13 protein-coding genes are annotated in these 12,320 nt (G+C 63.5%); 5 read left to right on the top strand and 8 right to left on the bottom strand.

Going from position 1 to position 12,320, the window contains the following annotated elements:
- A partial coding sequence (locus H5T65_07645; protein MBC7259108.1) for a hypothetical protein occupies nucleotides 1-1,098 on the top strand: 1,098 nt, incomplete at its 5' end.
- Between the two features lie 56 nt (nucleotides 1,099-1,154).
- Complete coding sequence (gyrA, locus tag H5T65_07640) at nucleotides 1,155-4,070, top strand: DNA gyrase subunit A (GenBank protein ID MBC7259107.1); 2,916 nt, start codon at nucleotides 1,155-1,157, stop codon at nucleotides 4,068-4,070.
- 299 nt (nucleotides 4,071-4,369) lie between these two features.
- Here the strand turns inward: gyrA and H5T65_07635 are convergent, their stop codons facing one another.
- From H5T65_07635 to H5T65_07600, 8 genes are all read right to left on the bottom strand, one after another.
- On the bottom strand, nucleotides 4,370-5,488 hold the full coding sequence (locus H5T65_07635) for a DUF3524 domain-containing protein (GenBank protein ID MBC7259106.1): 1,119 nt from the start codon (nucleotides 5,486-5,488) through the stop codon (nucleotides 4,370-4,372).
- A gap of 81 nt (nucleotides 5,489-5,569) precedes the next feature.
- Entirely contained in the window at nucleotides 5,570-6,394 is an 825-nt protein-coding gene (locus tag H5T65_07630) for a hypothetical protein (protein MBC7259105.1), read from the bottom strand.
- A gap of 209 nt (nucleotides 6,395-6,603) precedes the next feature.
- A complete protein-coding gene (locus tag H5T65_07625; protein MBC7259104.1) occupies nucleotides 6,604-7,032 on the bottom strand; it encodes a MerR family transcriptional regulator in 429 nt (142 codons plus the stop codon).
- 340 nt (nucleotides 7,033-7,372) lie between these two features.
- Nucleotides 7,373-7,573: a hypothetical protein gene (locus H5T65_07620; GenBank protein MBC7259103.1), complete on the bottom strand. Its 201-nt coding sequence runs from the start codon at nucleotides 7,571-7,573 to the stop codon at nucleotides 7,373-7,375.
- A gap of 212 nt (nucleotides 7,574-7,785) precedes the next feature.
- A complete protein-coding gene (locus H5T65_07615) occupies nucleotides 7,786-7,995 on the bottom strand; it encodes a zinc ribbon domain-containing protein (protein ID MBC7259102.1) in 210 nt (69 codons plus the stop codon).
- 3 nt (nucleotides 7,996-7,998) lie between these two features.
- Nucleotides 7,999-8,235, bottom strand: coding sequence for a hypothetical protein (locus tag H5T65_07610; protein MBC7259101.1), 237 nt, complete (start codon nucleotides 8,233-8,235; stop codon nucleotides 7,999-8,001).
- Between the two features lie 9 nt (nucleotides 8,236-8,244).
- Nucleotides 8,245-8,424: a hypothetical protein gene (locus H5T65_07605; GenBank protein ID MBC7259100.1), complete on the bottom strand. Its 180-nt coding sequence runs from the start codon at nucleotides 8,422-8,424 to the stop codon at nucleotides 8,245-8,247.
- 53 nt (nucleotides 8,425-8,477) lie between these two features.
- The gene (locus H5T65_07600; protein ID MBC7259099.1) at nucleotides 8,478-9,404 is read right to left on the bottom strand and encodes a patatin-like phospholipase family protein; all 927 of its coding nucleotides are present in this window, start codon (nucleotides 9,402-9,404) and stop codon (nucleotides 8,478-8,480) included.
- A gap of 184 nt (nucleotides 9,405-9,588) precedes the next feature.
- Here H5T65_07600 and H5T65_07595 point away from each other — a divergent pair, with 184 nt between their 5' ends.
- From H5T65_07595 to H5T65_07585, 3 genes are read left to right on the top strand one after another with little or no spacing between them, the layout of a single operon-like run.
- A complete protein-coding gene (locus H5T65_07595; GenBank protein ID MBC7259098.1) occupies nucleotides 9,589-11,166 on the top strand; it encodes a methylenetetrahydrofolate reductase C-terminal domain-containing protein in 1,578 nt (525 codons plus the stop codon).
- A 14-nt stretch (nucleotides 11,167-11,180) separates the two neighbouring features.
- Nucleotides 11,181-12,035: a lipoate--protein ligase family protein gene (locus H5T65_07590; protein ID MBC7259097.1), complete on the top strand. Its 855-nt coding sequence runs from the start codon at nucleotides 11,181-11,183 to the stop codon at nucleotides 12,033-12,035.
- Nucleotides 12,032-12,316 (top strand): DUF503 domain-containing protein, encoded by a 285-nt coding sequence (locus H5T65_07585; protein ID MBC7259096.1) that lies wholly within the window; start codon nucleotides 12,032-12,034, stop codon nucleotides 12,314-12,316. Before H5T65_07590 ends, H5T65_07585 begins: the two co-directional genes overlap by 4 nt.
- The last annotated feature ends 4 nt before the right edge of the window (nucleotides 12,317-12,320 follow it).

Raw genomic sequence — 12,320 nt, 5'->3', positions numbered from 1 at the left:
GGCGCCGGTTTGTCCGCTTCGGCCTCCGCGGGAACCGGCGAAGCCGAAGCCCGGCAGGCCCTTGCGCGCAAGCAAGCCGGCCTAGAGCGCGAACTCGCCGACCTCCACGACGACGCCCGCATGGCCAGCGTGCGCAGCGAGGTGGAGCGCATCTCCGCGCTGCTCGCCGCGCTGCCCGACAGGCTGCGGCGCATTCGGGCGCGGGGGTTCCAGTTCCACGCGACGCTGGAGCAGGAACTGGACAGGCTTGCCCAAGACTGGAATCTGTTCAAGCCCCAGATGGCGGCAGCCATAGAGCGCGAATACCAGCGGCTGGCCGTGTCCATGGCGCGCATCCAGGAGCAGGTCCTGGCGGGCCGCCAGTACATGGCCCTGCCGGTCGCGCTGGCATCCGAGCGGGTGGACACCGCCGCCGCCCAGTTGAGCAACTTCAAGAGCGAAATCCAGGCCGCTTCCTCCTCGCTCCAAAGCATGCTGACCTCGGCCTCGCAGGGCATCCGCAAGGCCGACAAGATCATCGCCGACGCCGAGGAGATGCTGGACGAACTGGACGTCGCCACGTTCCGCCTTCTGCCCGGCGAGGCGCCTGTCGCCATGTCTCAGGCCGAGTGGCTCCGCGGCAAGGACGACGAGGTCAAGGGCCTGCTGTTCATCACCGACCACCGCCTGCTGTTTGAACGCAAGGAGGAAGTCGTTACCAAACGCAAACTCCTCGTCTTCACCGAGAAGAAACTCGTGCGCGAACTCCTGTTTGAGACCCCCATCGGCGCTGTGGAGAAGGTCGCCGTGGAGCGCGTGGGCGGGCTGTTCAAGAAGCAGGTCGTCAAGGTCAGTTTCACGTCCCCGCCCGCGCCCCACGCCCAGGCCCTCATCAGCCTGCGTGGCGACCCCGAAGAGTGGGTTGGCGTCATCACCCGCATCATCACCGGCGACGCCGACAAGGACCGCGTCGCAGGCCCGGCCCAGGAGCAACCTGCCACGCCCGCCGAGCCGAGAGTCATCAAGTGCAGCGGCTGCGGGGCCACCTTGACCGTGCCCATCGTCAAGGGCATGCAGAGCGTGAAGTGCGAGTATTGCGGCACCGTAATGCGCCTGTAGCCGCGACAGACCGACCCCCAGGGCCGCACCCGCCCCATCCGCAGGAGGGCATAAGCATGGAAATCGGCACCGTCCGCCAGGTGGACATTGAGCGCGAGATGGAGCAAGCGTATCTGGACTATGCCATGAGCGTCATCGTGTCCAGAGCCTTGCCCGATGTCCGAGATGGCCTCAAGCCCGTGCAGCGGCGAATCCTCTACGCCATGCACGACATGGGGCTGAAGCCCGACAAGCCCTACAAGAAAAGCGCCCGCATCGTCGGCGAAGTCCTGGGCAAGTACCACCCCCACGGCGATGCCGCCGTGTACGACGCCATGGTGCGCATGGCGCAGGATTTCTCCATGCGGGCCGTGCTCGTGGACGGCCAGGGGAACTTCGGCTCCATTGACGGCGATGGCGCTGCCGCCATGCGCTACACCGAGGCCCGCCTCGCCGTCATCGCGCAGGAACTCCTCGCCGACATAGACAAGGACACGGTGGACTTCGTCCCCAACTTTGACGGCACGCTCACCGAGCCCGCTGTCCTCCCGTCGGCCCTGCCGAACCTGCTGGTCAACGGCGCGTCGGGCATCGCCGTGGGCATGGCCACCAACATCCCGCCCCACAACCTCGGCGAGGTCTGCGACGCCCTCATCTACATGATTGACCACTGGAAGGACGTAGAAGACATCTCCACCAGCGACCTGTTGCAGTTCATTCAGGGGCCCGATTTCCCCACCGGCGGCATCGTGTACCGCTACGCGGAAGACCGCGCCACCGGCGAGCGCGTGGACGCCCTGGAGAGCGCCTACGCCGTGGGCAAGGGCCGCTTCACCGTGCAGGCGAAGGCCCACGTGGAAGAGATGACGCGGGGGCGCAACCGCATCGTCGTAACCGAACTCCCCTATCAGGTGAACAAGGCGCACCTGGTGGAGCGCATCGCCGAACTGGTGCGCGATGGGCGCATAGAGGGTATCTCCGACCTCCGCGACGAGTCCGACCGTCAGGGCCTCCGCGTCGTCATAGAACTCACGCGCACCGCAGACCCGCGCGAGGTGCTGTCGGCCCTGTTCAAACTCACGCCCATGCAGGCCACCTTCGGCGTGAGCATGTTGGCGCTGGTGGACGGCGAGCCGCGCATGTTGTCCCTGAAGAAGGCGCTCCACCTCTTCCTGGAGCATCGCCGCGAAATCGTAACCCGTCGGAGCCGCTATGACCTGGAAAAGGCCAAACTCCGCGCCCACATCCTGGAAGGAATCCTCATCGCCCTGGCCAACCTGGACGAAGTTATCGCCATCATACGCAAGAGCCAGACGGCCGAGACCGCCCTCGCCAACCTGCGCAAGCGGTTCAAACTCACGGAGATTCAGGCGCAAGCCATCCTGGACACCCAGTTGCGTCGCCTGGCGGCCCTGGAACGCAAGAAGATTGAAGAGGAATACGCCGAGAAGAAGAAACTCATCGCCTACCTGGAAGACCTCCTCGCGCACCCCAAGAAGATTCTGGGCGTCATACGGAGCGAACTGGCGGCCCTGAAGGCGCGGTACGCCGACCCCCGCCGCACGCAGATCATCCAGCAGGAGAAACGCGACCTCACCACGCGCGACCTCGTCGCGGAACAAGACGTGGTCATCGTCGCCTCGGCCTCGGGACGATTGCGTACGTTTCCCGCCGAGCCGACCGCCGACCTGGCCCGCCAACTCGGAGACGAAATACCCGTGGCCCTTGCCAAAGGCAACACCCGCGACGACCTGCTGGTATGCACCGCGGACGGCCAGGGCTACGCTCTCCCCGTGCACCTGCTGCCCGTCGGCGACCGCTCGGCGTGGGTTTCCCTGGCCGACCTGTGCTCCCTCCCCAAGACCGAATCCATCGTCGCCCTCGTGTGCCCCAAGGCCGACGACGAAGGCCGCCTGCAGGGCTACCTCACGCTGGTTACCCGCCGCGGCAAGATCAAGCGCCTGGCCGCCGATGACCTCAAGAGCATTCGCGGCAGCGGCATCCTCATCGGCCTGGACGAAGGCGACGAGGTTGTCAACGCGTTCCTGACCGATGGCTCACAGGAGGTCATCGTCTGCACGGCCCAAGGGCAGGGCATTCGCTTTGCCGAGGAAGAGGTGAGGCCCATGGGTTTGGCCGCCGGTGGCGTTCTGGCCATGAAACTGGCGGAGGGCAATAGCGTTATCGGAGCAATGCCCGTATCTGTCGCCGATGGCCAGGTCGCCATCCTCGCGCACCTCGGCTACGGCAAGCGGATCGCGCTCAAAGACTTCCCCGCCCAGAAGCGCTACGGCGCTGGCGTGGTCGTGGCCAAGGTTACCGCCAGGACAGGCCCTCTCGCCTGCGCAGTTGCCGTCGGCGGGGGCGAGACGCTATGGGTGAGAACCTCGGCGGCCAAAGGGTACCCGCTGAAAGCGGCGGATTTGCCCCTCATGGCGCGCGCAGCCCAGGGCAAGACCGTGCTGACCCTGCGCAAGGCCGAACTGGTGGAGGGCATCGTCGCGCTGGGAGCGGCAACGACGGAACCCACGCCACAACGCAAGCGCAAACCCAAGGCCGCGGCAGCACCGGCATCGCGCACGCCGGCCAAGAAAGCGCGTGCCAAGAAGGGCGCACCGCAGGCGACCGAGAAGCCCGCCAAAACCGCCAAGAAGCCGGCGAAGGGACGTCAGTCCACGGCGCCAGCCACAGAGAAGAAGACCGCCCAGGCGAAAGCGGCCAAAGCCCCATCAGCGGCCACGGCCAAGCCCGCAAAGCCCAAGGCCGCCCGCAAGTCGCCCGCGACGAAGCAGGCGACCAAACCCGCGCCGACCGAGGCCATGCCCACGCGAGAAGAGGCCAAGCCGCCGGCCGCGCCGGAAACAAGCGCCGCCCAACCCAAACCCGCCCAGGCGCCCAAGAAGAAAGCGCCCAAGCCTGCCAGCGCGGGTCGCGCCGCCAAGAAGAAGCCGGTGCGAAGCGTACCGGGGACGGACAAAAAGTCCGGCAAGTGAATCCCGCGCGGGGGGCGGCTTGCCGGTCTATTTCCCATTCGCGTGGATTCGTGTTATTCGCGGTTGGTCTATTTCCCATTCGCGTGGATTCGTGTTATTCGCGGTTGGTCTATTCCCCATTCGCGTGGATTCGCGCTATTCGCGGTTGGTCTATTCCCCATTCGCGTGGATTCGTGTTATTCGCGGTTGCTCTATTCCCCATTCGCGTGGATTCGCGCTATTCGCGGTTGCTCTATTCCCCATTCGCGTGGATTCGTGTTATTCGCGGTTGCTCTATTCCCCATTCGCGTGGATTCGTGTTATTCGCGGTTACGATCGGAAGCCCGCGCCTCGTGCACGGCGGTCAGCGCGCGGTCATATTCCGGGGCCATGCACGCCCAATCGTATCGCCGCATGGCCTCGCGCAAGGCCGGCGCGGGCGGCGTGGGGTTCAGCAGAATCTGGCGCAACCGCCGCACCAAGTCCTCAAAGTCCTCGTACAGATGCGTCTCGTGCAGGGACGGGGGAATCAACTCCGGGTACACAAGCCGCTTGGGCAACAGCGGCCACGCCCCACAGTAGATGCTCTCCACGATGGCGATGCCGAAGAACTCGTGGATGGCTGTGCTGACCACCACATCCGCCTGCCAGAGGAGCCGCGCGTACTCGTCCGCGTCCGCGTGGCCGTAGTGGACAAGGCGGCCGGCAAAGGCCTCTTTCGCCTGCAGGAACTCCTGCGGCTTCTGGCGGAAGTTCTCACCGGCCAGGGCCAGGCGGAAGGGCACGCCTTCCTCGGCGAGGATGGCAAGCGCCCGGAAGAAGACTTCAGGCTGCTTGTCGTATTCCCATCGCTGATTCCACAACACCAGCGGCGGGCGGGTGCGGGGCGGCGCGCTCTCCCGAGCGGCGTCCAGCCGCCGCAGATCGCACCCAACGGGCAGGACGCTGGATTTGGCCCGAAGTTGCGGAACCGTCTCCAGGTGGTTGTAATCGGGAAAATGCTTCAGCAGCCTGGGGAGTTCGTCAAAGAACTGCTCGCGGTGAAACGCCGAGTTGAAGAAAACCCAGTCGGCGCACAGCCCCGTCATGAAGTTCATGAACCCGTAGGTCAAATCGTGGCTGGCTGCCGGCGCCAGGGGATACGACAACTGGGTCTCGTGGAAGTACGCGGCGATGGGCGTGTCGGCGAAGCGCGGGCGGGTCAGGCCGAGAAAGTAGGGCAGATTCACCATGTCCGTAACCAGGAGCAAGTCCGGATCCTGCTCCATGCCCTGGCATCGGCTGGCCAGTTCAAGCGCGGCCCCGTGCATCCGCCACTTCCAGAAGCGGCCTTCCATGGGCCAAATCTCAATCGCATGCTCGCGGCTGGCCGCCTGATACCCCTCGGCCCATGCGCGGTGCGAACCGGTGAAATACGGCTCCAGCAAAACAACCCGCATGCTACCCTGTGCCCCCAGAATGCATCAGCCGTGCCCGAAACGCGTTGGCCATATGCGGGGTTGGGCGCGCCGCTGTGTTGACTACATAGCCATGCGTGTCAGCGCGCGGTGCGCCAACAAGGTCAACCACCACGAGGGGGTACGCTTCTGTCCAAACTCCCACGCTCTCCATGCTGTCCATACGGACTCCGCGGTGAAACGGCCCTGCTCATCGGCTTTGGCCTTCACATGGTGCGCGATCTCTCGGAGACGTTCATCGTGCTGCAACCATGGAAAGTGCGATAGTACGTCTAGCACATGTAGAACATCATACCAGATCAAGGGGGCCTTGAGTTTGCCGAAGTCCGTGCCCATTGCAAACAAATACGGTTTGCGTAACGTGCGGTCTTCCCAGAGTTGCAATAATGTCTCTGCGCCAGTGTGGCAGGCTGCGCTCTCCCGCCAGTCCGGCGCTACGGCCAAGGCTTTCAGCATCACCAGATTCGCATAGGGACACGGGGCATTCTTGGGGCCAGGCCCGCGAAACTTACCCAACTCAGGTGCCGCTGCACAGGGCCACCCATTATCGCGCACCAGGTCCACCAATGTCTGTATCGCTGCTTGGACCCGGGGGGCCTCACCCAGGCCGAATTTCACCAAGGCATACAGCACGATCGGGGCATCGCAGAGCATCCAGAGCCACTGGTCTTTGCCTGTGCCGCCAAAGTGAGTCGGGATGTTCATCAGCACTTGAAAGGGGCCATCCTGCGATTGGTGGCTGAAAATCCGATTGACGACCTGCGCAATACCGGGGTCATCGGCCCTGAACCCAAGATCAGCAACAAAGGCCAGTTTGTGCAGCAGGTGGCTGGCATCATTATGACGTTTCAGCGGGGCACCCGGCCACTCGGCCAGTTCGGTCAGCAAAGACTGAACAAGCGGATGCGCGACCATAGTCCGACGGGCTGCACTCACCTGTGGGTCATTCTCGGGTTGATTCAGCAGGTCCACGCGGGTTCTATACTGTACCCAAGGAGGACCCTGCAACAACCAATCAACCGGCGCGTCCGTGTGTTGTTTCACATGACTATTCTTTCAGAGGTCCCCGGCCGTGCGAAGTTGTGCCGCACCCACTGCTATACGGCGTCAATCTCCGCCAACTCGTTCGGGTTGAGGAGCCTGTGCCGCGCCGCCAGGTACGTCTCGCACTCGTAGCACTTGCCGGCCTTCGCGCACGTGCTACTGGCGATCTCCCAGCAGGGCGTGGAGCGGTCTTCGTAGGCGGTGCAGGCGGCGCGGTCCGCATCCGAGCACCCCTTCAACTCCCAGCACGGAATCAGCCCCAGCAGGCGGCGAAGCCCTTCCTGATTGAGGCCCTTCTTGTGGATGAGATAGCGGATGCACTGGACCCACTTCAGGTCATTGTCCGAATACAGGCGCCGATTGTTCTTGCGGGCGGGGCGGATCAGGCCGAACTGCTCGTAGAGCCGCAGGGTGCGCGGATGGACCTGCAAGAGGTCGGCGGCCGTACCAATGGTGTACAGAGGGGTGGATTCGCTGCGCATTTTCTTCTCACCTCGCCGAGCGGACATGGTGGCACCACACTTTACAACCATTATAGCCTATCAACTGGATTTGTCAACTTTTCTATCAGCGAACATAACGCAACATGTGCGAAAACCGGCAACGAAAAAGGCCCGCTGGGGTGCGGGCCTTCTCACTCCGCGGCGACACTGCGCCGTGTCTAGGAATCCTGGTGCTCATCCGTATCTTCATGTTCGTCGCATGCCGACGGCACGGCCGGCCTCTGCACCGCTCAGCCGCCCACGCCCGCCTTGGGGCCAATCCAAAGCCACAGCACCGCGAACAGGGCGAATAGCCCCAGCAACGCCAAATCCCCAAGACTCATGATTCACCCGCCGGAATGCCCAGCGCCTCCTGCACCGCCCGCAGGATGGCGTAGTAACTCACCCCACCCGCGAACCGGAAGACACCGTTGATGGCCGTGAGCGGATATGCCAGCCCGTGCTCCTCAACGGCCTTCACCACGTCGGCATACTTCGCCCGCATTTCCGGATCCGACAGTTCGTAGTACTCCACCTTCACCCTGTCGCCGAAGTCTTCCCGTAAATAATCGGCGACGATCTTCGTGGTCTCCTCCGAAGACCAGTGAGGTCCTCAGCCTCCGCTGAAGCAACTCTCCATCAGGTCGTTGCCGAAAACCGATACCACTACCTGCTCTGTTTCGTTTGTCTGCATGGCGCATCCTTTCTGAAGTTCGTTTCAAAGACAGGCCCACGGCCCGTCGGCTAGATGCCTCAAGTGCTGCCGCCTGTGCCGCAGGAGGACCCCTGCGAGACGGCAAACCCGCCTAGGGCATTGCCCCCCATGCCGAACAGCGACACCTTTTTCTCCACGCCCTTCTGCCCGCAATGGGGGCACTCCACACTTCGCGGGTCCGTGTTCATGGGAACCAGTTTCTCAAACTCCTTGCCACAGTGTGGGCAACGATACTCGTAGATTGGCATAGACTAACGCTCCTCCATCCCTTCGTCCAACAGGCTCGTCAGGCGGCCAGCGGTCGCGACTCCCACGTGCTTCGCCACCAGTTCGCCGTGTGGCGCGAACAGCAAGAACGTGGGCACCGCGCGCACCTGGAACTGGTACGCCAGGGCATTGCCCAGCGCCGAGCGCACGCTCAGCCGCACCACGGCAACTTGCCCCTCGTGCGAACGCTCAAACCCGTCAACGGCGGGCTTGGACAGCAAGCACGCGCTTCAGGTATTGGAATACAACTCCACCAGCACGGGCTTGCCCGCGGAGAAAAGCGCCGCGAACTCCTGTTCCGTGGCCACCGTATCGGCGGGAGTGCGCAGATAGGCATACGAGGCGGCAAGGATGACCGCCAGGATGACAAGCCCTATGTTCTCCTTCACAACTCGAGCGATTCTGGCCATACTCCACATACCCTCATAGGGTATATGGAGTATACCCGCGACCGGCGCGGATGTCAAATCCGCCGTCTCGGGCGGCGCGGGCGATAGACCGTCGCGCCAGGCAACGCCCGCGCCGATTCCCGCACCGAGGTCGCATATTCCGCCAGGGCGACGGTAAGCGGCTGGGGGTTCGCCAGATACGCCTCGGTGATCTCCTTGCCGGCGCGGATCATCTCTTCCGCGTGGCCGAAATCCCACATGGAGATGCCGTGAAACGCGGGGATGCGGATGTGGTGCAGCGCCACGGCAGGATTCCCCGCCGCCTCTTCCAGGTCGTCCAGCAACTGCTGGTAGATGAGTGTGGTCAGCATGCGCTGGATTATGTCAACAAGGCCGTGCACCTCGGGCACCGTCTCGCCCGAATACCCCAGGTCTATCGCGTAGATTTCGGTCGCGCCCTTGGCCATTGCGATCTCTATGGGCACGTTGGCGACGATGCCGCCATCCACCAGTTGTGCGCCATGGTACATGTAAGGCGGAAACGTAACGGGCAGCGAGGCGCTGGCCATGACCGCGTCCACGATCAGCGCCGAAAGGTCGTCGCCGAACAGGTAGAGCGTGGCGGTGTTGAGGTCGGCGGCCGTCGTGTACAGCCGCACGCGCAGGTCGGCGAACCGCATAACCCCAGGCGGCAGGTTCCGAATGACCAGGTCGCGCAGGCGGGCGCTGGACATCAAGCCGTCCTGCTTCGTGAGTACGCGCCACGCCATCGTTACAGGATTGCCAGGGAACACGTCGGAGCGGCGCAGCGACTTCCACAGCCCACCCAGCGTCAGCGCGCCCACCGGGCTGGGATCGGCAGCGATGAACGCCGCATTCATGGCCCCCGCCGACGTGCCCACCAGCATATCGGGCTGGATGCCGTGGCCGAACAGCGCCTGCAGCGCCCCCACCTCCAGCGCCCCGCGGTTCCCCCCGCCGCTCAGCACAAACGCGATCATGCGCAACCTCCGCTGCCGCGAAGTGTTGTGCCATTATCCGCTGCCTGCGCCCAAGTGTCAAATGGTTTTCGCGCTTCGCGCCCTTGTGTGCTATAATGGCGAGGCGACACGGTTGCGCCCACCCTGAGTGCAGACACCTACGCGCCTTTGGACTCTAGCCAATCTATTTCAAGGAGGAAACACGATGGCCGAGTACCTCAGCAGGTTCCACGAGTCCCTTGTCCGCAAGGATGTTTTCAGCGTAACCTGGGAACTTGTCCCGGGCCGGGGGGCTTACGAGAAGGATCAGGAAGAAGTCCTCCGAGGAGCCGAGAAGGCCGCCAAGGGAGGCAAAGTTCATGCCCTCACCCTGACCGACAACCCTGGCGGCAACCCCGCCATTTCCGCGGAGTTCCTCGGCGCCGAAGTCAACCGCCTCGGGATAGAACCCCTTGTCCACTTCACCTGCAAGGATAAGAACCGCAACGAACTGGAAGCCTTGCTCCACGGCCTGGAGCGGGCCGGAGTCCGAAATCTGCTTGTGATGACCGGTGACTACACATATTCGGGCTATCGTGGGCGTGCAAAGCCGGTATTTGATCTGGATCCCGTGCAACTTCTGGAACTCATCGGCGAGATGAACAAAGGGCTGGAGGTGCAAGGGCCTCGCGGTGTAACAACCCTTGCGCCCTCGCACTTCTTTGCCGGCGCAGTGGTCAGCCCATTCAAGGCCCTGGAAAGCGAGCAGATGGGTCAGTATTACAAACTCAAGAAGAAACTCCAGGCGGGCGCCCAGTTCATTGCAACCCAACTCGGCTACGACGCGCGCAAGTTCCACGAAGCCTTGCTCATGGTCAAGCACCTGGGATTTGAGCACATCCCCGTAATCGGGAATGTCTATGTCCTGTCCAGGCCGGTAGGGCGACTCATGAACCAGAACGGCGTCCCCGGGTGTGTAGTTACCGACAGGTTGCTCGCCATCCTGGACGAGGAAGCCGCCGACAAGACCAAGGCCAAAGAGAGGCGTCTGGAACGCGCCGCGAAGATGTACGCGTTCATGAAGGGGATGGGTTTCGCGGGTGTGCATATTGGCGGGCATGGCCTCTCCTACGAGGATGTGGAATTCATCATCGCGCGAGGAGAGGAACTGGCGCCGAACTGGCTGGACTACATCCACGAGTTTGACTTCCCCCAGCCGAACGGCTGGTACTATTTTGAGAAGGACGAGAAAACGGGCCTCAACACCGAAACGCCCGTAAATCGGTCGCTGCATCGCCCGGGCACGCCCCTCTCCTATCGGGGATTTCGGCTCCTGCACAAGACGATGTTTGAACCGCACGGAGTGCTTTTCAAACCCATGCAGGGCCTGGCGAAGGCACTGGACGGTTCGCGCCTGGAGCCGGCTTTCACCAGCCTTGAGCATTTCGCCAAATCCATTACCAACGACTGCCTGCACTGCGGGGATTGTGGATTGCCCGATGTCGCCTACCTGTGCCCCACAAGCCAGTGTCCCAAAGGACAGCGCAACGGCCCGTGCGGTGGCAGTTTTGAGGGCTGGTGCGAGGTCTATCCGGGGAAGAAGCAGTGCATCTTCGTTCGCGCATACGGCCGGCTGAAGCACTACGGCGAGGAAGATAAACTCGGCGCTTACCACGTTCCGCCGGTCAACTACGACCTGCTGTGGACTGCATCATGGCTCAATTTCTACATGGGCCGCGACCACACGGCCAAGCGCCTGGGCATCGTGCCACCCGCTGGCAAGACACAAAAGGAGCAGAAGTAGGTCAGCAGAGCAAAATGGACCGGTACTCACCCACAACCTGGCGGTTGCTGATAGATGCCGGCGCCGACGGCGCATGGAACATGGCCGTGGACGAAGCCATCCTGACCGGCGTCGCCCGCGGCGATAGCCTGCCCACGCTACGCTTCTACCAGTGGAATCCGCCCTGCCTTTCGTTGGGGCGCAGCCAGTCAGCGGCGGAAGTGGACTTTGCGGCCTGCGAGGCGCAGGGCATCACGTGCGTCCGCCGCCCCACAGGAGGCCGGGCCATCCTGCACCGCGACGAACTGACGTACAGCATCATCCTCCCGCTGGACGACCCGCGCGCGGCGGGCGACATCGTGGCATCCTACAGGCGGCTGAGCGAAGGGCTGGCCGAGGGGCTACGAATCCTGGGAGCGGCCGTAGGCCGCGCCAGGCCCCACAAAACCGCCGATCCCGCGCCCGCCTGCTTTGAGACGCTCGCCGGATACGAGATCACCGTCGGGGGCCGGAAACTCCTGGGCAGCGCGCAGTTCCGCACATCCAAAGCCTTGCTCCAGCACGGCTCGCTGCCCCTCCACGGCGACCTGTCGGCCATCGTGGATTTGCTCGCCCTCCCCGACTCGGAACGCCAGGCCCTGCGCCAACGGCTGCGGACGGCGGCCATCACGCTGGAGCAGGCGCTCTCGCGGCGCGCGCCGTTCGCGGAGGCGGCACACGCCCTGTGCCAGGGCATCTCGCGCGCGCTCAACGTGCGCCTGGCGGAAGGCTCGCTGTCTCCAGCCGAGTTAGAACTCGCCCGCCACTTGCAAGGCGAGAAGTACGCCAACATCGCGTGGCCCACCGCGCCGCGAGAAGCCAACCGCCTGCCGGTAGGAATGGTGTCGTGATTGTCGCAACGTGTCGCCTGCAATTGAGATTGCCGTCCAACGGCTCGCTCAAGGGGAAGCGGCAAACCGTGCAGTCCATCGTGGCGCATATCCGAAAGGACTTCAACGTGGCCGTCGCCGAGGTGGACACCCAGGACTCGTGGCAACTGGCCACCCTGGGCATCGTAACCGTCAGCACCGCCGCCGACCATGCCCACGGCCTGCTGACCGCAGTGGTTCGGATGGTGGAGCGCAGACACTGGGATGTGGAACTCCTGGACTACCAGATAGAGATTCTGTAGAAGC

This window comes from Chloroflexota bacterium (assembly GCA_014360805.1).
In the GTDB taxonomy this organism is placed as follows: domain Bacteria; phylum Chloroflexota; class Anaerolineae; order DTLA01; family DTLA01; genus DTLA01.
The sequence above is the reverse complement of the archived record's forward strand: the minus strand, read 5'-3'. Positions and strand labels throughout refer to the sequence as shown.

Bases quoted from the DNA above. Each gene is read 5' to 3' on its own strand.
- H5T65_07635 (MBC7259106.1), bottom strand. From the start codon at position 5,488: ATGCGGGTTGTTTTGCTGGAGCCGTATTTCACCGGTTCGCACCGCGCA.
- H5T65_07605 (MBC7259100.1), bottom strand. From the start codon at position 8,424: ATGGCCAGAATCGCTCGAGTTGTGAAGGAGAACATAGGGCTTGTCATC.
- H5T65_07615 (MBC7259102.1), bottom strand. From the start codon at position 7,995: ATGCCAATCTACGAGTATCGTTGCCCACACTGTGGCAAGGAGTTTGAG.
- H5T65_07595 (MBC7259098.1), top strand. From the start codon at position 9,589: ATGGCCGAGTACCTCAGCAGGTTCCACGAGTCCCTTGTCCGCAAGGAT.
- H5T65_07600 (MBC7259099.1), bottom strand. From the start codon at position 9,404: ATGATCGCGTTTGTGCTGAGCGGCGGGGGGAACCGCGGGGCGCTGGAG.
- H5T65_07625 (MBC7259104.1), bottom strand. From the start codon at position 7,032: ATGCGCAGCGAATCCACCCCTCTGTACACCATTGGTACGGCCGCCGAC.
- gyrA (MBC7259107.1), top strand. From the start codon at position 1,155: ATGGAAATCGGCACCGTCCGCCAGGTGGACATTGAGCGCGAGATGGAG.
- H5T65_07590 (MBC7259097.1), top strand. From the start codon at position 11,181: ATGGACCGGTACTCACCCACAACCTGGCGGTTGCTGATAGATGCCGGC.